The organism is Pararhodobacter zhoushanensis, assembly GCF_003990445.1.
Taxonomy (GTDB): domain Bacteria; phylum Pseudomonadota; class Alphaproteobacteria; order Rhodobacterales; family Rhodobacteraceae; genus Pararhodobacter; species Pararhodobacter zhoushanensis.
The window spans coordinates 384,726-408,076 of the sequence record NZ_REEZ01000003.1 but is presented as its reverse complement, the minus strand read 5'-3'; the positions used below and the strand labels follow the sequence as shown (position 1 = coordinate 408,076).

The 23,351-nt window shown below is 64.6% G+C and carries 24 protein-coding genes; 17 read left to right on the top strand and 7 right to left on the bottom strand.

The window, feature by feature from the left end; genetic code table 11:
• Positions 1 to 119: 119 nt before the first annotated feature.
• On the top strand, positions 120 to 1,076 hold the full coding sequence (locus EAE28_RS10085) for a LytTR family DNA-binding domain-containing protein (protein ID WP_246022326.1): 957 nt from the start codon (positions 120 to 122) through the stop codon (positions 1,074 to 1,076).
• Positions 1,077 to 1,079: 3 nt separating this feature from the next.
• Here the strand turns inward: EAE28_RS10085 and EAE28_RS10080 are convergent, their stop codons facing one another.
• A complete protein-coding gene (locus tag EAE28_RS10080) occupies positions 1,080 to 1,979 on the bottom strand; it encodes an NAD(P)-dependent oxidoreductase (RefSeq protein ID WP_127105731.1) in 900 nt (299 codons plus the stop codon).
• 97 nt (positions 1,980 to 2,076) lie between these two features.
• Positions 2,077 to 2,493, bottom strand: coding sequence for a hypothetical protein (locus EAE28_RS10075; protein ID WP_127105729.1), 417 nt, complete (start codon positions 2,491 to 2,493; stop codon positions 2,077 to 2,079).
• Between the two features lie 220 nt (positions 2,494 to 2,713).
• Between EAE28_RS10075 and surE the strand changes: the two genes are divergently transcribed.
• The 10 genes from surE (at position 2,714) to EAE28_RS10025 (ending at position 14,479) form a co-directional block, all read left to right on the top strand.
• Positions 2,714 to 3,502, top strand: a complete 789-nt coding sequence (gene surE, locus EAE28_RS10070) for a 5'/3'-nucleotidase SurE (RefSeq protein WP_127105727.1) — start codon at positions 2,714 to 2,716, stop codon at positions 3,500 to 3,502.
• Positions 3,499 to 4,146, top strand: a complete 648-nt coding sequence (locus tag EAE28_RS10065) for a protein-L-isoaspartate(D-aspartate) O-methyltransferase (RefSeq protein WP_127105725.1) — start codon at positions 3,499 to 3,501, stop codon at positions 4,144 to 4,146. Before surE ends, EAE28_RS10065 begins: the two co-directional genes overlap by 4 nt.
• Before the next feature lie 161 nt (positions 4,147 to 4,307).
• On the top strand, positions 4,308 to 5,486 hold the full coding sequence (locus EAE28_RS10060; protein ID WP_127105723.1) for a peptidoglycan DD-metalloendopeptidase family protein: 1,179 nt from the start codon (positions 4,308 to 4,310) through the stop codon (positions 5,484 to 5,486).
• 333 nt (positions 5,487 to 5,819) lie between these two features.
• Positions 5,820 to 6,875, top strand: a complete 1,056-nt coding sequence (prfA, locus tag EAE28_RS10055) for a peptide chain release factor 1 (RefSeq protein WP_127105721.1) — start codon at positions 5,820 to 5,822, stop codon at positions 6,873 to 6,875.
• Positions 6,872 to 7,702 carry a peptide chain release factor N(5)-glutamine methyltransferase gene (prmC, locus tag EAE28_RS10050; protein ID WP_127105719.1) on the top strand — a complete coding sequence of 277 codons (831 nt, stop codon included), beginning with the start codon at positions 6,872 to 6,874 and terminating at the stop codon, positions 7,700 to 7,702. The genes prfA and prmC overlap by 4 nt, the downstream gene beginning before the upstream one ends.
• 251 nt (positions 7,703 to 7,953) lie before the next feature.
• Positions 7,954 to 8,856: a DUF4167 domain-containing protein gene (locus tag EAE28_RS10045; protein ID WP_127105717.1), complete on the top strand. Its 903-nt coding sequence runs from the start codon at positions 7,954 to 7,956 to the stop codon at positions 8,854 to 8,856.
• 193 nt (positions 8,857 to 9,049) lie between these two features.
• Positions 9,050 to 11,023 carry a DNA primase gene (gene dnaG, locus EAE28_RS10040; RefSeq protein WP_127105715.1) on the top strand — a complete coding sequence of 658 codons (1,974 nt, stop codon included), beginning with the start codon at positions 9,050 to 9,052 and terminating at the stop codon, positions 11,021 to 11,023.
• Between the two features lie 113 nt (positions 11,024 to 11,136).
• Entirely contained in the window at positions 11,137 to 13,125 is a 1,989-nt protein-coding gene (rpoD, locus tag EAE28_RS10035) for an RNA polymerase sigma factor RpoD (RefSeq protein WP_127105713.1), read from the top strand.
• On the top strand, positions 13,122 to 13,538 hold the full coding sequence (locus EAE28_RS10030; protein WP_127105711.1) for a hypothetical protein: 417 nt from the start codon (positions 13,122 to 13,124) through the stop codon (positions 13,536 to 13,538). The genes rpoD and EAE28_RS10030 overlap by 4 nt, the downstream gene beginning before the upstream one ends.
• A 389-nt stretch (positions 13,539 to 13,927) precedes the next feature.
• Positions 13,928 to 14,479, top strand: coding sequence for a hypothetical protein (locus EAE28_RS10025; RefSeq protein ID WP_127105710.1), 552 nt, complete (start codon positions 13,928 to 13,930; stop codon positions 14,477 to 14,479).
• Between the two features lie 287 nt (positions 14,480 to 14,766).
• On the opposite strand, the gene EAE28_RS10020 is transcribed toward EAE28_RS10025, so the two are convergent.
• Entirely contained in the window at positions 14,767 to 15,429 is a 663-nt protein-coding gene (locus EAE28_RS10020; RefSeq protein ID WP_127105709.1) for an aspartate/glutamate racemase family protein, read from the bottom strand.
• A gap of 243 nt (positions 15,430 to 15,672) precedes the next feature.
• Between EAE28_RS10020 and EAE28_RS10015 the strand changes: the two genes are divergently transcribed.
• Entirely contained in the window at positions 15,673 to 16,089 is a 417-nt protein-coding gene (locus tag EAE28_RS10015) for a secondary thiamine-phosphate synthase enzyme YjbQ (protein WP_127105708.1), read from the top strand.
• Positions 16,086 to 16,610, top strand: a complete 525-nt coding sequence (locus tag EAE28_RS10010) for a DNA-3-methyladenine glycosylase (RefSeq protein WP_127105707.1) — start codon at positions 16,086 to 16,088, stop codon at positions 16,608 to 16,610. Before EAE28_RS10015 ends, EAE28_RS10010 begins: the two co-directional genes overlap by 4 nt.
• A gap of 155 nt (positions 16,611 to 16,765) precedes the next feature.
• Here EAE28_RS10010 and rplT read toward each other — a convergent pair whose 3' ends face one another.
• Both rplT and rpmI read right to left on the bottom strand, forming a co-directional pair.
• Complete coding sequence (gene rplT / locus EAE28_RS10005; RefSeq protein WP_127105706.1) at positions 16,766 to 17,128, bottom strand: 50S ribosomal protein L20; 363 nt, start codon at positions 17,126 to 17,128, stop codon at positions 16,766 to 16,768.
• A gap of 13 nt (positions 17,129 to 17,141) precedes the next feature.
• Positions 17,142 to 17,342 (bottom strand): 50S ribosomal protein L35, encoded by a 201-nt coding sequence (rpmI, locus tag EAE28_RS10000; protein ID WP_127105705.1) that lies wholly within the window; start codon positions 17,340 to 17,342, stop codon positions 17,142 to 17,144.
• A 234-nt stretch (positions 17,343 to 17,576) separates the two neighbouring features.
• Between rpmI and EAE28_RS09995 the strand changes: the two genes are divergently transcribed.
• Positions 17,577 to 18,041 carry a hotdog fold thioesterase gene (locus tag EAE28_RS09995; RefSeq protein WP_127105704.1) on the top strand — a complete coding sequence of 155 codons (465 nt, stop codon included), beginning with the start codon at positions 17,577 to 17,579 and terminating at the stop codon, positions 18,039 to 18,041.
• Here EAE28_RS09995 and EAE28_RS09990 read toward each other — a convergent pair whose 3' ends face one another.
• Together EAE28_RS09990 and pyk are read right to left on the bottom strand one after the other, a co-directional pair.
• On the bottom strand, positions 18,042 to 18,269 hold the full coding sequence (locus EAE28_RS09990) for a hypothetical protein (RefSeq protein WP_127105703.1): 228 nt from the start codon (positions 18,267 to 18,269) through the stop codon (positions 18,042 to 18,044).
• Positions 18,270 to 18,296: 27 nt separating this feature from the next.
• Positions 18,297 to 19,742, bottom strand: a complete 1,446-nt coding sequence (gene pyk / locus EAE28_RS09985) for a pyruvate kinase (RefSeq protein ID WP_127105702.1) — start codon at positions 19,740 to 19,742, stop codon at positions 18,297 to 18,299.
• A 230-nt stretch (positions 19,743 to 19,972) separates the two neighbouring features.
• On the opposite strand from pyk, the gene EAE28_RS09980 reads away from it, so the two are divergent.
• The 3 genes from EAE28_RS09980 to EAE28_RS09970 all read left to right on the top strand — a co-directional run bounded on the left by EAE28_RS09980 (position 19,973) and on the right by EAE28_RS09970 (position 23,255).
• The gene (locus tag EAE28_RS09980) at positions 19,973 to 20,287 is read left to right on the top strand and encodes a DUF1244 domain-containing protein (RefSeq protein WP_127105701.1); all 315 of its coding nucleotides are present in this window, start codon (positions 19,973 to 19,975) and stop codon (positions 20,285 to 20,287) included.
• 262 nt (positions 20,288 to 20,549) lie between these two features.
• A complete protein-coding gene (locus EAE28_RS24355) occupies positions 20,550 to 21,602 on the top strand; it encodes a calcium-binding protein (RefSeq protein ID WP_127105700.1) in 1,053 nt (350 codons plus the stop codon).
• Positions 21,603 to 21,899: 297 nt separating this feature from the next.
• Positions 21,900 to 23,255 carry a calcium-binding protein gene (locus tag EAE28_RS09970; RefSeq protein WP_164736603.1) on the top strand — a complete coding sequence of 452 codons (1,356 nt, stop codon included), beginning with the start codon at positions 21,900 to 21,902 and terminating at the stop codon, positions 23,253 to 23,255.
• Positions 23,256 to 23,351: the final 96 nt, after the last annotated feature.

The following is a 23,351-nucleotide window of genomic DNA, read 5'->3' as shown; positions in this document are numbered from 1 at the left end:
AGGTGCAATCGGATTAATAAGCCTGATTTATCGATAAAATCATACTACTTTAGGCGAAGTTCTGCCGTCTGCTTCTGCAAAACCCTTGTATTTCAGCAACCTATGGGGGATGTAAAACCATGCCGGAGGACAAGAGCCCACCTGAAACCGCCTCAAACACCCGTGCGACGCACTCGGCTTTGCGCCATGCCCTGCACGAGATCCGCGCCTTATTCAGCCGTCGCTCTTTCTGGACCGTGCTCGTTGGCGGGATTGTCGTCGTCACACTTTCAGGGCCGTTCTACACGCTCGAACGCTTTGCGCTATTCGATCGGCTGGTGTTCTGGGGGTTGACCGGGCTCTTCGCCACGCTGTTGATGGCCTCGCTGACGACCATTTCGAACGCGCTCAACCAACGCTGGGGGCTGCCCTGGTTCGTTCCGGCGCTGATCACCGCAAATCTGGGCATCCTGCCCGTCATGAGCCTGGTTTATCTGGCAAACCTGATCACCAGCGGGGCCCCTCCCTCGGGTGGATTCTGGAGTCTGTTTCCCTTTGTCTCGGTCCCGCTTGTTGCCATCCACCTGACCACCAACGGCTTTTTCGCCGCGACGCGCCGCACCCAGCAAAGGGCGCGCGACGCCTCGGCCCGGCTGGAAACGGTGCAGGATCACGCGGTCGAAGCCGCACATTCGCCGCATCCGCCGCTGCAGCTGGCCACAGCGCCGCATTCCCCGGAGCGCGGCGACAGCCGCGAGACACCGGTGCCCCTGCTGTTTGAAAAATTGCCCCAGTCCCTGGGACGCGATCTGATCAGCCTGCGCGCGCAAGACCATTATGTCGAAGTCACCACCGCGCTTGGCACCACAACCGTGCTGTTGCGGCTGTCGGATGCCGAGCGGGACTTGATCCCGTTCAAGGGCATGCGCGTTCATCGCTCGTGGTGGGTCAATCTGGACCACGTCTGCGATCTCACCCGGACCGAGGGCGGCGGGATGGAAGTGACCACCATCGACGGACAGATCATCCCTGTCGCGCGCGGCCAGCGCACTGCCGTACGGCAGGCGCTGGACGAACGGCGCTCGGCGGCGGAATAAGCGTTACTCCAGCCGCGCCGGGAACCCGGCAGCGCGCAGATCGGTGCCCAGCGCGTCCTCCAGCAGCTTGACGATCTGCGTCGATTGCGCCCCGCCGCCATAGGCCGCGCGCCCTTTCACAAAGGTCTGCTCGGTCATCGAGGCCAGATCCAGCGGCACACCGAAGGCCCGGCCAAACTGCATGGCAAAGCCCAGATCCTTGAGCGCCAGATCCATGGTGAAGGCTATGTCATAGCTGCCGTTCAGGATCAGCTGGCCCTCGGTTTCATGCACGAAACTGCTGCCAGATGACGCCGCGATCGCCTCCCACGCGGTTTTCAGATCCAGCCCGCCGCGCTTGGCCAGCATCAGCGCCTCGCCATCCGCGACCAGATGGATGAAGGCCAGCATGTTGGTGATCACTTTGATCAACGCCGCCGAACCCAGCGGTCCCATATGGAAAATCCGGTTGCCCAACGCCTCAAGCGCCAGGCGGTGGCGCGCGAACTGCGCCGCCTCACCGCCCACCAGCACCGTGATCTCGGCCCGCGCCGCCAGATGCACGCCGCCGGTCACCGGGCATTCGAGCACGCCCATCCCCGCATTCTGCGCCCGCGCCGCCAGCCGGAGCACGTCCTCGCGGCCCAGCGTGGACATCTCGATCCAGTCGGCACCGGGGCGCATCGCGGGCAGGATCTGTTCCAGCACCGCTTCGCTGACCACGGGCGACGGCAGGCAGGTGATCACTGCATCCGCGCCTTGCACCGCTTGCGCCGGCGTATCGGCCCAGTCCACACCCAAGGCATCGAACCGCGCGCGCAGCCCGGCGTCGCGGTCATGAACGACCAGCGACAGCCCCGCCCCGGCGAGCGAAGCCGCCAGATGGCCGCCCAGTTTTCCCAGTCCGATGAAAGCGTAGCGCATCGCGCCCTCCGTGCTTGCCCGCCCTCAGGCTGGCACAGACACGCAGGGCTGCGCGTTTATCCGCGACATAGGTTTGTCGCTGACCGGCAAAGCTCGGTCAGTTGCCGACGCGGGCGTGTGCCTGCACCGGCATCGACGGCGTATCCAGACAGGTGCCGTAAACCCCGGCGAAATCGGACGGGAAACCGTCGTTCACAAAGGTGATTGTGAAGGTGCCCCAGAATGCCGACTTGCCGCCCAGCGGATCGACCATTTCGGTCACGCAGGCCGTGTCGCTTTCGGCTGCGACCCACACGCCGGTATACGAGCCGCGGCCCCCCATCGTGTCGCGCGCCAGCCCCGGCACGAACAGGCGCAACAGGCCGTCGCCGTCCCCCAGACGCAAGATGGCGTCGTCGCCGCGCGACTCTTCCCAGGCGATCTCGCCCATATTCGTGTCCCAAACTTCGTCGGCAAGAGCAGGCATCGCGCCCAGCGCCGTGACGGCAAACAACGTCAGTGCAGTCAGTCGCATAAACGGTCCTTTCATGAATACGGGTCCAGGCAATCTTGCACGAAAGCGGGCATCGCGATAGCGCGCGCACCATCACGACATCGCGCGCGCGCCCGCAACTGTGACCGCAATACCGCCCTTTTCAACGCTTTGCGCCTTGTTCGCGGCTTGAGCCACGCCTCTGTCTTGCCGCTTGTCCCGGCCTGCACTAAGCAGAACCCGACAAAAGGAAAGGCGATCCATGCGCATTCTCGTGACCAACGACGACGGCATCAACGCCCCCGGACTCAAGGTGATCGAGGCGATCGCAGCCGAAATCGCCGGACCCGGCGGTGAGGTCTGGACCGTCGCCCCGGCCTTTGAGCAATCGGGCGTCGCCCACAAGATCAGCTATACCCATCCGATGATGATCGCCAAACTGGGCGAGCGTCGCTACGCGGCCGAGGGCAGCCCCGCCGACTGCGTGCTGGCGGGGATCTTCGACGTGCTCGACGGGGCGCGGCCTGATCTGGTGCTGTCTGGGGTGAACCGGGGCAACAACTCGGCCGAGAACACGCTCTACTCTGGCACCATCGGCGGCGCGATGGAGGCTGCTCTGCAAGGCCTGAAGGCCATCGCGCTGTCACAATACATCGGCCCGCGTTCGCAGGACATGGACGGCGGGATGTTTGAACCCGCCGTGGCGCATGGCGTCTCGGTCGTGCGGGCACTGATCGACAAGGCTGTGTGGGAAGAGGAAGATTACCGCGTCTTCTATAACGTCAACTTCCCGCCGGTTCCCGCCGATGAGGTCAAGGGCATGAAGGTCGCAGCGCAGGGTTTTCGCAAGAATACCTCGTTCGGGGTCGAGCCGCATATCTCGCCCTCGGGCCGCAAGTTCCTGTGGATCAAGGGCGGCCCGCAAAACGTCGCCACCAAGCCCGGCACCGATGCGGCAGCAAATCTGGACGGCTGGGTGTCGATCACGCCGATGCGCTGCGATCTGACGGCACATGACACGCTCGACCTGCTGCGCGAGCGACTCGAATGACAGACGCCGAACGCGCTGAGCAAATCATGCGCTTCATCTACACGCTGCGTTCGCGCGGCGTGACCGACCCGGCTGTGCTGCGCGCGATGGAAAAGATCGACCGGGGCGCCTTTGTCACCGGCATCTTTGCCGAGCGCGCCTATGAAGACACGCCACTGCCCATCGCCTGCGGGCAGACCATCTCGCAGCCGTCGATCGTCGCCCTGATGACCGAAGCGCTGGAAGTGAACGCTCGCGACAAGGTGCTCGAGGTCGGCACGGGCTCGGGCTATCAGGCGGCAATCCTCAGCCAGCTGGCCCGCCGGGTCTATACGGTTGAGCGTCACCGCGCCCTGATCAGTGAAGCGCGCGCGGCGTTTAACCGTCTGGATCTGCACAATATTACCGCGATTGCCTCGGATGGCAGCTTCGGTTTGCCCGATCAGGCACCGTTTGACCGCATCATCGTCACCGCCGCCGCCGAAGACCCGCCCGGCCCCTTGCTGGCGCAACTGCGCGTCGGAGGGATCATGATCGTGCCGGTGGGCCAGTCGGACGCCGTGCAAAGCCTGATCAAAGTGCGCAAGCTCGACAGCGGCTTTGACTATGAAGAACTGCGCCCGGTGCGCTTCGTGCCGCTGCTGGAAGGCATGGCCAAGGACTGAACCGTGGTGGAAGAGGGCGTTCCTCACGATATCCTCAGCGAAAATCCACTACACGTTGTGGTGATGGGGTGTATCACCCCTATTTTTCAGCTATAAAAGGCGAAAGCCCCGCGCATGCCGGATGTCTGGTTGCAGACGGGACAAGAAACGGCGTGGACAGAATGAGCAGACAAGACTTGGGCACCTCCGGCAAAACCCCGATCCGTGCAACCCGCACCCTGACGCTTCTTGCGTCCGCCAGCCTCGTGCTGGCCGCTTGCGGCTCCAGCTCGACCCTCGACTGGGACCTGCGGCCGTCGGACCGGTTCTCGACCTCGGACGCCGCCCGCGACGCCACCGGCTCGCGGCCTGCACCGGATGCACGCGGCGTGATCTCGTACCCGGGCTATCAGGTCGCGGTGGCGCAGCGCGGTGAAAGCGTCGGCGACATCGCCGCCCGACTGGGGCTGGATGCGGCCACGCTGGCCCGGCATAACGCCATCTCCCCCGATACCGCCCTGCGCGGCGGCGAGCTGCTGGTGCTGCCCTCGCGCGTCGGTGACGCCACGGACTCCATAACCGCCACGCCGCTGGCCCCCATGACCCCGGCAGGCAGCGAACCGCTGCGCCACACGGTCGAGCGCGGCGAAAGCGCCTTTACCATCGCGCGTCTCTACAGCATCACCCCGCGCTCGCTGGCCGACTGGAACGGCCTGCCTGCGGATATGAGCGTGCGCGAAGGCCAGATTCTGGTGATCCCGGTCACGCAAACGGCGGCTGTCGCGGGCGCACCGCTGAACGCCACGGGCGTCACCACCCCGACGCCCGTGGCGCTGCCCGCCACCGAGACGGCGCCGGCGACGACATCGCAACCCGGCATGGGCTCACCCACCCCGGTGCCGCCCTCGGCCACCACGCCACTGCCGACGAACACCAACCCGACACCGGCCGGTCAGGGCACCACCACGCCTCAGCCGCCGGTCGCCGACATGGGCAGCCAGCGCACGCAAACCTCGCGTCTGGCGATGCCTGTGCAGGGCCGCATCATCCGCGCCTATGCTCAGGGGCGCAACGACGGCATCGGCATCGGCGCCCCTGCGGGCACATCGGTGACCGCAGCGGCGGCTGGCACGGTTGCAGCCATCACCCAGGACACCGATCAGGTGCCGATCCTGGTGATCCGGCATGACAATAACCTGCTGACGGTCTACGCCAACATCGACGATATCCGCGTCGCCCGCGGTGACCGCGTGACCCGTGGCCAGACCATCGCTACCGTGCGTGGCGGCGATCCGTCCTTCCTGCATTTCGAGGTCCGCGAAGGCTTTGAAAGCGTCGACCCGATGCCGTACCTGCAATAAACGAGCGAGGGGTTTCGCCTTCGGCCAGAACGGCTTGCGCCGTCCCGCCCTCACGCGACCCACGCGCCGCCTTGCGGCGCCGCAGGGGGCATTCTGCCCCCTCGGCCCGTGCCGGGCCTCACCCCCTGAGGATATTTGAAGAGCAAAGAAAGTGCGGTTAACCGATCGTTAACCACCATTTTCTGTCTGAAAATATCCTCCAGGAGGGTTCGGGAGGATGGAAAATCCTCCCGAGCGGGTCCGGGCGGCAGCCCGGCGCGGCGCGAGGCCCCTCAATGGGGCCGAGCGCCGCTCCCCCTTGACGTAACCGCCCCGCACCGGCACATCCGCTTCATGCTGCCCAAAGACACCCTTGACCAGATCACCCGCCGTTTCGAGTATCTCGAAGCACAGCTCGCCGCCGGGGCCGATCCGTCGCGTCTGGCCGATCTGGGGCGCGAGTATCAGGAGCTCAAGCCCGTCACCGCCGCCATCGCCGAATGGCACGGCGCGCAGGCGCAGCGGGTCGAGGCTGAGGCTATGCTTGCAGACCCCGAAATGAGGGCTCTCGCGCAAGACGAGCTCACCGCGCTCGACCAGCGCCTGCCCGCGCTGGAGGCCGAGCTCAAGCGCGCGCTTCTGCCCAAGGACATCGCCGACGAGCGCCCCGCTATTCTGGAGATCCGCCCCGGCACCGGCGGCGATGAGGCTGCGCTTTTCGCCGCCGACTTGCTGCGCATGTACCAGCGCTATGCCGACACCCGCGGCTGGCGCTGCGAGATGATCGCCTTCGCCGAGACCGAGCTGGGCGGCCTGCGCGAAGCCGTCATGCGGGTTGTGGGCGAAGGCGTCTTCGCCCGGCTCAAGTTCGAATCCGGCGTCCACCGCGTCCAGCGCGTGCCCGTCACCGAATCCGGCGGGCGCATCCACACCTCGGCTGCGACCGTCGCCGTGTTGCCTGAAGCGTCCGAGGTCGATCTAGACATCCCCGACAGCGATCTGCGCATCGACACCATGCGCGCCTCGGGCGCCGGCGGTCAGCACGTCAACACCACCGATTCCGCCGTGCGCATCACCCATATCCCCACCGGCATCATCGTCACCAGTTCCGAGAAATCCCAGCACCGCAACCGCGCGCTGGCGATGGAGGTGCTGCGCGCCCGGTTGTTCGACCTTGAGCGCCGCCGGCAGGAAGATGCCCGCGCCGCCGACCGCAAGGCGCAGGTCGGGTCGGGCGACCGCTCGGAACGCATCCGCACCTATAACTTCCCGCAAGGCCGCCTGACCGACCACCGCATCAACCTGACGCTCTACGCGCTGGCGCAGATCGTCGCCGGCGATCTGGACCCGGTGATCGAGCCGCTGATTGCGCAGGATCAGGCCGACCGACTGGCCGAGCTGGAGCAATGAGTGCCGCCGAGGCCCTCCGCGCCGCCGTCGCGCAACTCGCCGCAGCAGGCGTACCCGACCCCACCCGCGACGCCCGTCTGCTGCTGGCCCACGCGATGGGCATCGCGCCTGACCGCGTGACGCTGCACCTGGCCGATACGCTCACACCGGACGCCAGCGCCCGCTACGCCGACGCCCTCGCCCGCCGCGCCGCCCGTCACCCGGTCAGCCATATCACCGGCCAGCGGCTGTTCTGGGGCCGCTCCTTCCGCGTCACCCCCGATGTGCTCGACCCGCGCCCCGAAACCGAAACGCTGATCGCCGAGGCGCTGAGCCGCCCCTTCACCCGCGTGCTCGATCTGGGCACCGGTTCGGGCGCGATCCTGCTGACCCTGCTGGCCGAACGCCCCCTGGCCACCGGCCTTGCCACCGACCTCTCGCCCGCCGCCCTGACCGTCGCGCAAGCCAATGCTCAGGCGCTGGCCCTCACCCCCCGCGCCCGCTTCGCTCTCTCGGACTGGTTCGCCAGCGTTGAGGGCCGCTTTGACCTCATCGTCTCGAACCCGCCCTATATCGCCGAGGCCGAGATGACCGCCCTCTCGCCCGAAGTGCTGCACGAGCCGCGCATGGCGCTGACCCCCGGCGGCGATGGGCTCGCCCCCTACCGCGCCATCGCCCGTGACGCGCCGAGCCGCCTGACCCCCGGTGGTCGCCTGATGGTCGAGATCGGGCCGACGCAGGGTGCCCAGGTCGCGGAACTCTTCGCCGGCGCCGGTCTGCAGGCCGTGCGAATCTTGCCCGACCTCGATGGCCGCGACCGGGTGGTGAGCGCGCAGAACCCGGAATAACCCCGCCCCACCCGGCGGATTTATGCTTTTTCAGCCACGTTTTAGCGAAAACACGCAGAACTTAGCAGGTTTTTCACACATTCGGACTTGTCTAGACCAAAGTGGCGTGATTAGTCGAAGCAGAGCCGGTGCTGTTCGCGCCTCGATCGCCGATCCACGCCGCTCAATCATTCAGACAGCCTGACCCTGTCGCGCCGCTCCTGGTGCCGCCTGTGGGTCTAACGTCCCGACCAAGGCCGGAACCCGCTTTCATGAGACCATCGAACAAACGTTCGCGATCCAAACAGAATCGTCCGCGCTCGCTGGGCAATATCATCAACCGCGTTTTTGACAGCTCGGGGCCTGAGGGGAAGGTGCGTGGCACCCCCCAGCAGATCATCGACAAATACGCCCTGCTGGCGCGCGATGCGCAGCTGTCGGGCGACCGCGTCGCGGCTGAGAACTTCCTGCAGCATGCCGAGCATTACACGCGCATGCTGAACGAAGCGCAGGCCGAGATGAACCGCGAGGCCGAGCAGCGTCAGAACCAGCCGAACAATGGTCAGAACGGCCAGAACGGCAATGGCCAGAACAACGGCCAGAACAACAACAACGGCAACAACAACGGGAACGGCCAGCACAGTGGCCAGAACCGTCGTGCCGATGGCGATAGCGACGGCGACCGCCAGAGCGACAGCCGGAACGATAACCGTCAGGACAATCGCGCCGACAACCGGTCGGATAACCGCGACGACAACCGGGGCGACAACCGCTCCGAGCCGCGCGCCGATGCCCGCTCGGATCAGCCCCGCACTGAGAAGTCCGACGCGCCGCGCCCTGAGTGGAAAGAGCGCCGCAACAAGCGTTTCGACGAGCGCCGCAGCAAGCGCGACTCGGGCGATCCGCGCGAAGAGGGCACGCCGTCGGACGGCGACTCGATGCTGGTGGAAACGCCGGAATCGCGCGCACAGACCCAGCCTGAGGCCAAGCAAGCTCCCGCGCCCACGCCGGCCCCTGATGCTGTGGCCCCCGCGCCCCAGCCTGCGGCTGAGACCACGGACGAGGCCGCAAAGCCCGCCCCCAAGCCGCGCCGTGCCCGCAAACCGCGTGTCGCCGCCGACAAGCCCGACACTGCCGGTGACCAGCCTGCAGCTGCCCCCGACGCTGCCGAATAACGGCGTCTGCACTGTGATCAAGACGGGGGCCCTCGGGCCCCTGTTTTCGTCTTGGGCGGCCCTTTCCCGCCCAGCCCGCGCACCCAGCCCGCTGAATCACCGATCGTGATCGCCCAACAGTAGCGCATCGGCCCCCTGCGCCCTATATCTGACTCCTCTCGCCCCCGTCCCAGCCCCGGAATCGCCCCCGTCCATGTCCTTGCCACCCGGATTTCTTGACGAACTGCGCAACCGCGTCTCCATCGCGCAGGTTGTCGGCCGTGCTGTGACCTGGGATCTGCGCAAATCCAATCAGGGCAAGGGCGACTTCTGGGCTCCCTGCCCGTTCCACCACGAAAAGAACGCCTCGTTCCACGTCGATGACCGCAAGGGGTTCTACTATTGCTTCGGCTGTCAGGCCAAAGGTGACGCGCTGAGCTTCCTGCAGGAAACCCAGAACCTCAGCTTCATGGAAGCGGTCGAGGCGCTGGCGCGTGAGGCGGGCCTGCCCATGCCTGAACGCGACCCCGGCGCGCAGCAGCGTGACGACAAGCGCGGCGCGCTGGCCGAGGTCATGGAAAAAGCCGTGCGCTTCTACCGCATCCAGCTCATGGGCTCGCAGGCCGCCGAGGCCCGCGCCTATCTCGACCGCCGGGGCCTGTCCGAAGCCCAGCGTGAGCGTTGGGAGATCGGCTTTGCCCCCGATCAGCGGCAGGTTCTGTTCCACCATCTGACGCAGGCGGGCGTGAAGCCCGAGGCGATCATAGAAGCCGGGCTCTGCGCCAAGCCCGACGATGGCGGCGCGCCCTTCGACCGCTTCCGCGGCCGGATCATGTTCCCCATCCGTGACGCCCGTGGCCGCGCCATCGCCTTCGGCGGGCGCGCCATGGCCGAGAACGCGCGTGCCAAGTACCTGAACTCGCCCGAAACCCCGCTGTTCGACAAGGGCCGCAACCTGTTCAACATGGGCCCTGCCCGTGCCGCCGCAGGCAAGACCGGCCCGCTGATCGTGGCCGAGGGCTATATGGACGTCATCGCGCTGGTCGGCGCGGGGTTTGAGAGCGCCGTCGCTCCCTTGGGCACCGCCGTGACCGAAGACCAGTTGCGCCTGATCTGGCGCCTGCATGACGAGCCGATCATCGCGCTGGACGGCGATGCTGCGGGCCTGCGCGCCGGGCTTCGCGTGGCCAATCTGGCGCTGCCGCTGATCAGCGCCGGGCAAAGCCTGCGTTTTGCGCTGCTGCCGGGCGGGCAAGACCCGGACGATCTGATCAAATCCGGCGGACCCGGCGCGATGAAAGCGGTGATCGACAAGGCCGTCCCCATGGCCAAGCTGCTGTGGGAGGCCGAAATTCAGGGCCATGTCTTTGACAGCCCCGAACGCCGCGCCGCTCTCGATCAGCGACTGCGCGCGCTTCTGGACCGCATCACCGACGCCAATCTGCGCGAGCATTATTCCGAAGAATTCCGCCAGCAACGCCGCACGCTCTTTGCCGACAAGGCCGGCCCGTTTCAGTCCGGTTTCCGCCAGTCCTACGGTTCAGGCGGTTACGGCAAGGGCAAAGGCAAGGCCCCGCCGGGCCTGCCGCTGCCCGGCACCCGTGGCTCGGTCCTTGCCGGGGGCAATGAGGGCGCGGATGAGGAACTGCGCGAGGCGCTGATCCTCGCTGTGCTCTTTGCCCACCCTGCCCTGCTGATCGAGTTCGACGACCGTCTGGTCGAGATGGATTTCCGCCGGGATGAACACCGCGCGTTGCAGACCATCCTGCTGCGGGCCGCGCAGGAAGAGCCCCAGCCAGACGCCGAAACCCTCGCCGCCCGCGCGGGCAATACCCTCAGCGACCTGCGCGCCCAGCCGCATGTCTCGATTGCACCGATGCTGCGCAGCCAGGCCGAACCCGACTTCGTGCGCCGCTGTCTGGCCGAGGATTTCCAGATCCTGCGCAGCCGCCGCGCCCTGCGCCGCGAGCTGGCGGAACTGACCGCCGATGTCGACCGGATCGCCGATGAAACGCTGACCTACCGGCTGGGCGATGCCTCGGCCCGGATGGATCGCGCGGGTCGCGGCGATCTGGGCGAATCAGCCACAGACCTGGGCGAAGACCGCGCCAGCCTGTCTGCACAGCTTCAATCCATGCTCGATTCGCAGATCTGGCTGAAGAAAAAGCGACGAGACGGACCAACTTAGAGGTGATTCGCCCCGCGACTCACTGAATTTAACCGATACCCCTGTGATTCGGCCCATCGGAACGCTATCTCTGGACCAACACGAATCACGCCGCGCCCCCTGCCGGAGGAACCATGGTCGCCAAAGATAACGACGACGCGAAACCCGAAGACCAGGAAAACGAATTCACGCTCGACATGAGCCAGGCTTCGGTCCGGCGCATGATCGCAGCTGCGCGTGAACGCGGTTTCATCACCTATGAGCAACTCAATCAGGTGATGCCCCCGGATCAGGTTTCGTCGGAACAAATTGAAGACGTGATGTCGATGCTCTCGGAAATGGGCATCAACGTCGTCGAGGAAGAAGAAACCGAAGAGGGCGAAGGCCCCTCGGTGCCCGACGTCACCGCGTCGGGGACGACCGATGTTGTCGTCGCCGCCTCGACCAGTGAAACGCTGGATCGCACCGACGATCCGGTGCGCATGTACCTGCGCGAGATGGGCTCGGTCGAACTGCTGAGCCGCGAGGGCGAAATCGCCATCGCCAAGCGCATCGAGGCCGGGCGCAACACGATGATTGCCGGGCTGTGCGAAAGCCCGCTGACCTTTCAGGCCATCATCATCTGGCGCGACGAACTGCTGACCGAAGAAGTGCTGCTGCGCGAGGTCATCGACCTTGAAGCAACCTTCGGCAACTCGCTTGAGGATGAAGATGACGAGCCCGTCGTCAACAGCCTCAACGCCGATGGCACCACGTCCGAACGTCCTGCCCGCCGCGCCGATCCCGAGATGGATGCCGACGGCAACCCGCTGTCGAACAATGACGACGACGACGACGAGTACGACCAGACCAGCATGTCGCTGGCCGCGATGGAAGCCTCGCTCAAGCCGCGCGTGCTCGAAACGCTCGACCAGATCGCCCATGACTATGATCTGCTCGAACAGATGCAGCAGCAGCGCATGCAGGCCACCCTGCAGGAACAGGCCCGCTTCTCGGCCTCGGAAGAGACCGCCTACCAGAAGCTGCGTTCGGAAATCGTCGTGCTGGTGAACTCGCTTCACCTGCACAACAACCGGATCGAAGCGCTGATCGACCAGCTCTACGGCATCAACAAGAAGATCATGACCATCGACTCGGCCATGGTCAAACTGGCCGATCAGGCCCGCATCAACCGCCGCGAATTCATCGACGAATACCGCGGGTATGAGCTGGACCCGACCTGGTGCGACCGCATGGCGAAAGCCAAGGGTCGCGGCTGGCAGACCATCTTCGACAAGTTCGGCGACAAGGTCGTCGAACTGCGCGAGGATATGGCCGAGGTCGGGCGCTACGTTGGCGTCGACATCTCGGAATTCCGCCGCATCGTGTCTCAGGTCCAGAAGGGCGAGCGCGAAGCGCGTCAGGCCAAGAAGGAAATGGTCGAGGCGAACCTGCGTCTGGTGATCTCGATTGCCAAGAAATACACCAACCGCGGTCTGCAATTCCTGGATCTCATCCAGGAAGGCAACATCGGCCTGATGAAGGCCGTCGACAAGTTCGAATACCGCCGCGGCTACAAGTTCTCGACCTACGCAACCTGGTGGATCCGTCAGGCCATCACCCGCTCGATCGCCGACCAGGCGCGGACCATCCGCATCCCGGTCCACATGATCGAGACGATGAACAAGCTGGTGCGCACCTCGCGCCAGATCCTGCACGAAATCGGCCGCGAACCCTCGCCCGAGGAACTGGCCGAAAAGCTGCAGATGCCGCTCGACAAGGTCCGCAAGGTCCTGAAAATCGCCAAGGAACCGATCTCGCTCGAAACGCCGATTGGCGACGAGGAAGACAGCCAGCTTGGCGATTTCATCGAGGACAAGAACGCCGTTCTGCCGCTGGACTCTGCCATTCAGGAGAACCTGCGCGAGACGACAACGCGGGTGCTCTCGTCCCTCACCCCGCGTGAGGAACGCGTCCTGCGCATGCGCTTTGGTATCGGCATGAACACCGACCACACGCTCGAAGAGGTCGGTCAGCAGTTCTCGGTCACCCGCGAACGCATCCGTCAGATCGAGGCCAAGGCCCTGCGCAAGCTCAAGCACCCCTCGCGCTCGCGCAAGCTGCGGAGCTTCCTGGACCAGTGAATACCTCGGAACAGGACCGCTATCACATCGAGCGCGTTCAGGGGCGGATCGAGAGCGAAGACGCTCTCGCCGCCTTTGAGCGCCTCATGGCGTGGTGCGACTCGACGCGCGGGGTCTTCGTCTACCCGCTCAGCCGGGGGCCGCTGTCGGCCATCTACCTCGCCGCCCGCCCGGTCTCGCGCAAATACGCCGACTGCCCCTTCGGCTTCCTCGGCGCCCGCGACCACCTGCGCTGGATCTTCCGCGGCCCATGCTTCGACACCGGCCTCTGCGACCAAACCGACGTCGAACGCCGCTTCGAGTGTGACGTGAACGACAGCTCGGGCGAGCTGATGACCAACCTGCACACGCTCGCCAACGCGAACGCCGTGATTGCGTTCATCGCGCCGCTGCTGGCGCGGCGGAAGGGCTGAGGCCTTAGCAGCTTTTGCGCGCAGGGTTAATTCGACGAGCCAGATGATCGCTCGTCCGTACAATTGCCGCCGAAATAGTACCCGTTCTGTTGCTTGCTTCCGGGCTCTTACTGCAACTTGGTGACCCTGCTAAGCACATATTGTGCACGTTCGTGCCCGCAAGAAAAGCACCTTGTGCATGCGCGTTGCTATTGGCATGCTATGCGAGATCACGGTCAATTAAGCCAGCCAGACTTTCTAGTGATGTGCCAATGTTTTTGCAGGATTTTGACCAACGCGCGTCGCAAGGTCATCGATCCGAATGTAAAAATGATCTCAGCACCGTGCGGGATCTTCAATGAATTAGTGCCCGAAAGGGCAGACTTGTCAGCTATAGGAAAGCGTCCGCAGTGGCTACATTAGATGCACTAATTATTGGTTATTTATCTCACCACCGTCCGAAACTTCGGAGTCACTTAGCTCATTATTCAAGCGCGCCAGACATTCGAGAAGCAATTGCTCGGGCATCCAGAGCGGATTTTGAAGGCCCAAACATCAAGCATCCGCACCAATACCGCTTACCGAAAACTGCAATTACTTCAGTTTTCGATAAACTAAGCGCTAACGAACTTATCTTGCAAGACGCAACAGATTTTTTGCAGCTCTATGGCATCGTATCTAAGGCCATTGGAGGCGTGCCTGACGTAGGTCCATTGATGATCTACGACACCGCTTTGAGGATCGGTGCGTTTCTCAAGGTTTCCCCAAATGACGTTTTTGTCCAACGAGGCGCTCTTGGTGGTGCCAAGAACTTTTTCGTCCATATCAGGAAAAAGCCACGGAAAATCAAAGTGCGCTATTTGCCGAGTTCCGACTTCCTACCTGAGTTAGCAAGGTTGTCTCCTCACGAAATTGAAAATTTTTTGTGCGTCTGCGAAGATGAACTACTGCTTACGCGCTAGGCATAACTAAGCGCACATCCATTACGCACCTTCTCCCCCAAATAGGCCAGCGCCCGACACGTAGGATTGGAGCGACTGCTCCCGCCGTCGTGCCACGGGCACGGGTCCTGCGTGACTGGGCGGGTCGGGCGCTGCCCGGCGCTAACGCCGGGCTGCCGTTATCCAACCTTTGTGACGTGTTGTCAGGTCTCCCGTTAGCGAGCCGTAGGGTGTGCATTCATAGCGCACCACCGCGTAGGTCGGGGTTCACCCCGACACTCCCCTCCTGCCGTCCATCGGTTGCCCCCTCACCCCATCGCCAGAGCCACCAGATGCGCCACATGCAGATCGAGCGCGTCGATCACCGGATAGCCCGGATCATACCCGTCAAACGCCAGCCCCAGATCGGTCCCCGCCAGCAGCACCGCCTCGGCCCCTTGCTCGATCATCCGCGCGCCTTCGTCGAACAGCAGCGCCCGCGCGTCCGGCGTGCACGCGCCCGAGGTCGCCATGCCGACATAAGCGCTGTGCACCGCCTCGATCTCGGCCGGGGCCAGCGCCTGCGTCTGCACCAACTGGCCATAAAGCAGCGATCCCGTCACCTGCCGCGTCCCCAGCACGCCGACGCAGCGCAGGCCGCGCGCCGCCAGCCCGGCATCGACCGGCGCAATCGCGCTGACCAGCGGCAGGGGGCTGATCGCTTCGGTCTCGGCATAGCAGAAATGCCCGCCGATCGAGGTGATCGTGCCGAAATCCGCCCCCGCCCCCTTCAGCTGCGCCAGATGCCTTGCATAGACGGCAGCCTGCGCCGCGCGGTCGTCAACCTCGGCGTTGCGCGCCAGCACCTGCACGTCGGCCTGCGCGATGGTCAGTTCCAGCACCCGCCCGCGCGCGCGAAACGCCGCCACCAGCCGCTCGTAATAGACCACCGTCGCGGCAGGGCCGATGCCGCCGATCAGACCGATATGCATGGCGCTCTCCCTGCCTGCGCGCCGCCCCTGCGGCGGCAGGCCCCACGCTGCGGTTGTTTTGCACGCGGATCAAGGGCTGTGTCGGGTGCAAAACCCCGCGCCTGCCCGGCCAAACCCTAACAATTGGTAAATCGTGCCCCGCAACCCGCTGAAATACAACGCGCAGGAAAATGTCCCATCGTGGGACAGCCCCTCTGCGCCCCCTTCCCGACGCAGGGCAAACCCGCTAGGCTGGGCCGCATCATGCACAGCCAATTCACCCTGCAAACTCAGGGCCCCGGTCTTTACGAGATCACCCCGCAGATCACCCAATGGCTCGCCCGCCAGACCGTGGACGAAGCCCTGCTGACCCTCTTCATCCGCCACACCTCGGCCAGTCTGCTGATCCAGGAGAACGCCGATCCCGACGTTCAGCGCGACCTCAAGACATGGCTGAACCGGCTGGTGCCGCCGGCAAATGACCCGTCGATGCGCTGGATCACCCACACGCTTGAGGGCCCTGATGACATGCCCGCCCATATCAAGGCCGCCCACCTGCCGGTCAGCCTGCAGATCCCGGTGATCACCGGATCGCTCGCCCTGGGCAGCTGGCAGGGCATCTACGTGGTCGAGCACCGGACGCGGCCGCAAAAGCGTCAGGTCGCCGCCCTGTTGCGGTGAGCTTCGCCCTTCCCGCCGCCCGGCTCGCCCCGCGCCTGCTGGGTGCCGTCCTCACCGTGCGCGGCTGCGCAGGCCGTATCACCGAGACCGAGGCCTACGCCCCCGACGACCCCGCCTCGCACTCGTTCCCCGGCCCCACGCGCCGCAACGCGGCCATGTTCGGCCCCGCCGGTCACGCCTATGTCTATCGGATCTATGGGCTGCACTGGTGCCTCAACGTCGTCGGCCTGCCCGGCCACGCCGTCCTGATCCGTGCGCTCGAGCCGCTGAGCGGCCTCCCCGCCATGCAGGCCCGCCGCGGCCCGGCAAAGGCGCTGTGCAAAGGCCCCGGCATGCTCGCGCAGGCCCTCGGCATCACCGGCGACGATGACGCCCGCGCCTTCGGCCCGCCGGACTTCCACCTTGCGCTGAACCCGCCCCAGACCTGGCTGACCGGCCCCCGCATCGGCATCACCAAAGCCGCCGACTGGCCGATGCGCTTCGGCCTGCCCGGCTCAAGGCATCTCTCAAAGCCCTTCTGAGCGCGCCATCATCTGTCCTTAAATATCCTCGGGGGGTGAATTCGGCGACAGCCGAAGAGGGGGGCAGAAAGCCCCCCCCTGCCCGCTCACCCCCATGCGAAAGGGCCGCCCCGAAGGACGGCCCTGTCTGAACTCTCAACCGATCCGTGAAAGGATCAGGCCTGCGCTGCCTGCGCCTGAGCCACGATCTGGCCGAAGGCTTCGGGCTCATGCACGGCGAGATCGGCCAGAACCTTGCGGTCCACTTCGATCCCGGACAGAGCCAGCAGGTTGATGAAGCGCGAGTAGGTCAGCGCCGGATCGATGGCGCGGCAAGCCGCGTTGATCCGCTGGATCCACAGGGCGCGGAAGTTGCGCTTGCGGGTCTTGCGGTCGCGGGTTGCGTATTGGTTCGCTTTGTCGACCGCCTGGGTCGCCGTACGGAAGTTGCGCGAGCGTGCGCTGTAATAGCCAGCTGCTGCCTTGACGACCTTGCGGTGACGGGCGTGGGTGACCTTACCGGATTTGACGCGTGCCATATGTCTGGTCTCCTCAGCGAGCGTAGGGCATGTAGGACTTGACGATCTTCGTATCCGGCTCGCTCAGCACCATGGTGCCCCGCGCGTCACGGATAAACTTGGTCGTCCGCTTGATCATGCCGTGGCGCTTGCCTGCCTGGGCCGATTTGATCTTACCGGTCGCGGTGACCTTGAACCGCTTTTTCGCGGCTGATTTGGTCTTCATCTTGGGCATTTCCGTCTCCTGTCTATTCGAGCGGTGATAACGCGCGACTCGGCATGCCACACTGGCCGGCCACGCGGGCTTAAGAAGGCTGCCCATTACCGCGCGTTCAAAGGCTTGGCAAGGGCTGGCAGGCCAATGAGCACCATTCGCGCCAGAATACGTCCCGACGCAGGGTCATCTCTGCCAGGGACTTGCCCTAGCGCACCCGCAGGGGCACTTCCAGACCAAAACCGGAGACACGCCATGACCGAGACCCCCGCCCCTGCCGGCATCTGGAAGACACCTTTCACCATCGAGATGGCCAACCGTTACGGTCAGGGCACCGCGAACGCGCATATGGGAATCGAGATCACCGAAGCCGGCCCCGACTATCTGGTCGGCCGCATGCCGGTAGACGAGCGCACCAAGCAACCGGCGGGCATCCTGCACGGCGGTGCCTCGGTCCTGCTGGCCGAGACGCTGGCCTCCTGGGCGGGGAATTTCGTCATCGACGCTGCCGCGCAAAGCGTCGTTGGTCAGGAGATCAACGCCAACCACCTGCGTCCGGGCCTCGGCGGCTGGGTCACCGGCATCACCCGCCCGATCCATATCGGCAAGCGCAGTCAGGTCTGGGAAACCCACATCACTGACGAAGCAGGCAAGCTGGTGTGCATCTCGCGCATGACGCTGGCGGTCATCGACCGGCCTGTGCCGCGCACCAAGGGCTGATCAGCGCCGCCAGTAGCGCGCGACGGTTTCGACCGCCAGATCCGGGAGGCCACGCCAGTCGTAGCCCCCCGGATTGGTTGCATAGGCCCAGCCTGCCACGCCGACCCCGATCACCGTCAGGACAAGCGCCGCCGTCGGAAAGCGCCGGTCGGCCCAAGCCGATACAAGCGCCACGAAAGCGAGCGGCAAAAAGATCAGGCCGGTGAGAAAGAGCAGATCGCGGTCCATACGGGGGGGCCTCCTGTGGCCCCCGAGTCAATCCGCCTCGGCCCGGTAAATCAAGCGCTCATCGCAGGGCGCGACGCGCAGGATATTCGTCGTACCCGGCACGTTGAACGGCACGCCCGCCGTGACCACGATCTGATCCGTCGTTGTGCCCATACCCAGTTCGCGCACCGCGCGGGCCGCATTGACCACGGCTGATTTGAAGCGGTCGACGGTGCCGGTTTCGACACAGATCACCCCCCAGACAAGGCACAGACGGCGCAGGGTCTGCATCGACGGGCTGAGCGCCAGAATCGGCACCTGCGGGCGCTCGCGGGCGACCTTGATCGCCGTGGTGCCCGAGTCGGTGAAGCAGCAGATCGCCTTGATGTCGGTCGATTCCGCGATCTCGCGCGCGGCAGAGACAATCGCATCAGCGACCGAGACGCGCTCATATGTGCGGAAGGCCGCGATGACCTGACGATAGGTGGTGTCGCCTTCAACCGACAGCGCGACGTTGTGCATGGTGCGCACGGCCTCGACCGGGTAGTTCCCCGCCGCCGATTCCGCCGAGAGCATGACGGCATCGGCGCCTTCATAGATCGCCGTGGCCACGTCGGACACCTCTGCCCGGGTCGGCATCGGGCTTTCGATCATCGATTCCAGCATCTGTGTGGCCACGATCACCGGCTTGGCCAGGGCGCGGGCGCGGCGGACAAGGCGTTTCTGGATCGGCGGAACCGAATGCACCGGCAGCTCGACCCCCAGATCGCCGCGCGCAACCATCACGCCGTCGCTGACTTCGGCAATGGCATCGAAGGCTTTGACGGCGGCGGGTTTCTCGATCTTGGCAAGGATTGCCGCACGGCCCTTGGCCAGTTCGCGGGCTTCGGTCACATCTTCGGGGCGTTGCACAAAGCTGAGCGCCAGCCAGTCCACGCCCAGTTCGCAGACGAATTCCAGATCGGCGCGGTCCTTGTCAGACAGCGCGCGCAGCGGCAGTACGACGTCTGGCACGTTCACGCCCTTGCGATTCGAGATGACGCCGCCCACGGTCACGGTGCAATTGGCATAATCAGCGCCACAGTCATCGACGACCAGACAGATCTTGCCGTCATTGACCAGCAACCGCGCGCCGGGTTCGAGCGCGGCGAAGATTTCGGGATGCGGCAGGGTCACGCGCTGGTGGTTGCCTTCCGCCGAGTCGAGGTCGAAGCGGAACTTCTGGCCCTCTTCCAGCTCGACCGAGGTGACCGCGAAGGTGCCGACGCGCAGCTTGGGCCCCTGCAGGTCAGCCAGCAGCGCGATGGGGCGGCCTGCTTCACGCTCAACCTGACGCACGATGGCGTGGCGGGCGGCGATTTCATCATGCGTGCCGTGGCTCATGTTCAGGCGGAACACATCGGCTCCGGCCTCGAACAAGGCGCGGATCGTTGCGAGATCGGATGACGCGGGGCCCAGCGTGGCCACGATCTTGACATTGCGGTTGCGGCGCATGGCGCGTCCTTTTCTGAAAGCCAGTCCCGTTCAAACGGGTCAATTTCACTTGGTATCGCCCAATTATGACCAAGCGGCAACCGTGCCGCGGGCAATACCGGTATCGCTAACGCGAAATACTGTCTCTGCCGGATGAATAGGCACGCAGCGCACCCGGGGCTGGACGGCTTGACCCCATGCAGAGAAGAGCACAGGTCTTGGTCAACCATCTGCAACCTCGCGAGGCCCTCATGGACGACGCCACCCGCACCCGCATTGAAGCCGCCACCTATCGTCGGTTGATCCAGCATCTGATGCAGGACCGCCCCGATGCGCAGAACATCGACCTGATGAACCTTGCCGGGTTCTGTCGCAACTGTCTGAGCCGCTGGTATGGCGAGGCCGCCGCCGGGGAAGGCATCGCGCTGAACAAGGAGCAGGCGCGCGAAGTGGTCTACGGCATGCCGTATGACGACTGGCGCGCTCAGCATCAGGCCGAAGCGACCGGCGATCAGCTCAAGGCGTTCGAACAGAGCTTTGCTGCCAATGTGGGCAAGAAGGACTGACGCCGCAAAGGCTGGATGAGCCGCGCATTTTGCACGGCTTTTCCGACGCTTGCAGCGCACAGCCCGAATCGTTTCCATTTTCGCAACAATAGGATCAATTTGATGCTATTGGAGATGCCCGTTTGGGCGCGCACATGCCCTTACGGTTGTATATCCATGGAATCACTTGACCTTACGGCCGCGATCCCAATGGTTAACGAAAGATTAACGTCCCATTTTATAACGGTAGCCCCCGCTGCCGCTGCAACGCTTGGAGTGTTCAATGGCTTACATCGGTGTTTTCCTCTTACTCGCGGTTGTTCTGGGACTGAGCAGTACGGGAAGCGATAGTGGCGAAGTCGACACCGTTGACAGTCTGGACGGCACCAATGACGACGACACGCTGATCGGCACCGACGGCGATGATCTGATCAATGGCTTTGGCGGTAACGACGACCTCTCTGCCGGCGCCGGTCAGGACGAGGTGAACGCAGGCTCTGGCAACGACACCGTGGACGGCGGCGACGGCGATGACTTCCTGCGCGGCGAGCGTGGCGACGACTCGGTTCTGGGCGGCGCAGGCAATGACCTGCTGTGGGGTGAAGGTGGCCGCGACACGCTGGACGGGGGCGACGGTGCCGACACGCTGTATGGCGGCGACTGGGATGACTCGCTCGACGGCGGCAACGGCTGGGATTCGCTCTATGGCGGCAATGGCATGGACACGCTGAACGGGGGTCAGGGAAATGACCGGCTGTTCGGCGAAGCCGGCTATGACCTGCTGGACGGCGGCGCGGGCGACGATTCGCTGTATGGCGGCAACGGCGATGACACGCTTCTGGGCGGCACCGGACGGGACCTGCTGGACGGCGGTGACGGCAACGACAGCCTGAGCGGCGGCGACTGGAACGACGTGCTGCTGGGCGGCGCGGGTGCTGACACGCTGATGGGCGACGCCGGTAACGACAGTCTGGACGGCGGCGCGGGCGCGGATTCGATGGATGGCGGCATCGGCGACGACACGCTGCTTGCCGATCGTCTGGACACTGTAACCACTGGCAGCGGCGCGGATGTCGTCCAACTGGACGAGCGCTTTTCGGACACTGACAGCGGCGACACTCTGGTGGTGACCGACTTCGTGTCTGGCACCGATACGCTGGTGCTGAACATCGAGCATACCGGCGACACCGCGCCCGACGTGACCACCGAAACCGACGCCGAGAACAATCTGGTCAACGTCTATGTCGGCGGTCAATTGTGGGCCACGTTGAATGGCACGACCACCTTCGATGCCAATACCGACCTGCAGGTAAGCTGGACTCAAGCGGCGGCCTGACGCCCCTCAGCCACGATCACGACAAAACGCGGAGGCAGCGCAAGCGCCTTCGCGTTTTTTAATGCGCGGGCGAAAAGCGGGTCTTGCGGGGACAGCGGTTGCCGGACGCACCGGGATTCGAGGCTTTCGCGCGACAATTATCCAACTTTGGCCATCCAGTTTCCACAAGGGAAACAATTTCCGCTGCAGCCTTCCAATCGCATTTTGCAACGCAATTTCATAATGTTGAATTAAATTGACTCAAGCGCGCAATGTCCTCAATTCTGCAACTGTGTGGTGTGTAGTTCCGAGTTCCCGATGGTTATTGCGTTTGCGTTTCTCGCCCTTGTTCTCGCCGTTTCCCTGAATGGCGGCGACTCTGATTCCGTCGAGACCGACGAAGACATCACCGGCACCGATGGCGATGACGCACTCCAGACTGGCGACGGCAATGATCTGGTTCAGGGCCTTGACGGCAATGACTCGATCATCGGAGGCGCTGGCGACGACACCCTGATGGGCGACGGCGGCGACGACTGGCTGGATGGCGGCGCGGGCATCAACGAGGTTCACGGCGGCGACGGCAATGATACGCTGGTGCTGAATGACGGCTTCGACGCCCTCACGCTCTATGACGCGAACGGCAACATCAGCGGGTTCGAGCAATCCTTGCTCGACGGCGGTGAGGGCGATGGCGATCTGTTCGACGCCTCGGGCATGAGCGAGAACCTGCACCTCTATATCGGCCAAACCAATGCTTACGCCGGCACGTCACCGCTGTCGGATCGCGCGGTGACGCTGGACGGGTTCGAGCGCTATGCGCTGGGGTCGGGCATGGATGTGGTCGAGATGGACCTCTGGGAACGCGGGGTCGCGGTTGATACCGGCGCAGGGCGCGATCTGGTCTCTCTGACGAACGCGGCCCATCAGGTCAATCTGGGCGACGGCGATGACGACCTGTCGATCTGGGCGAGCGACGCGTTGGATGAGGGTATGTTCATCGACGGCGGCGACGGACGCGATCTGCTGGAGGTCAATAGCGACGAGGGGCACGCGCTGGCTGCGCTGGTCGTTGACGCCACCGGCTCGGGCGTATTGACCGACACGCAGGGCGGCACGCTGCATTTCGCCAACATGGAACGCTTCGATGTGATGGGCGCTAGGGCCGATGCCTCGGCCACTGGCTTCGGCGTCGAGATCACGGGCGCGACCACGGTCCTTGGCGGCACCGGCGACGACACACTCGCGGGGGGCGATGTGTTCGGCGGCGATGGCGATGACGTGCTGCGCGGGACGGTCCTGGACGGCGGTGCGGGCGATGACACGCTTTTCGCCAGCCAGATCACCGACCGGATGACCGGCGGTGAGGGCACTGACAGCTTCACCATCAACCGCACGATGCGTGACGGCTACGCGCCCAACGATCCGCTGGTGATCACCGATTTCGAGCCGGGTGAGAGCGTGACCATGGTCCTGCACTATAACGAGCAGGACACCGAGGATTACACCGTCTCTCACCCAGAGCCTGTGATCACCATCGAACAAGACAGCGTTGCCCATGAGGTCCGCATTCTGGCCGATGGCCAGCCGGTTGTGATCCTGCAAGGCACCGACAGCCTGCCAGAGGGCGCGTTCACCGTGTCGGTCTTGGCCAACGACATCCGACCCGAATAGCCAAAGGCCTTGATGGCCGCGACCTGAATAGTGTGGAGTTTGAGATGATTGCTGCCGTTGTTTTGCGCGCCCCTGCCCCGTCGGTCGGCATGACCG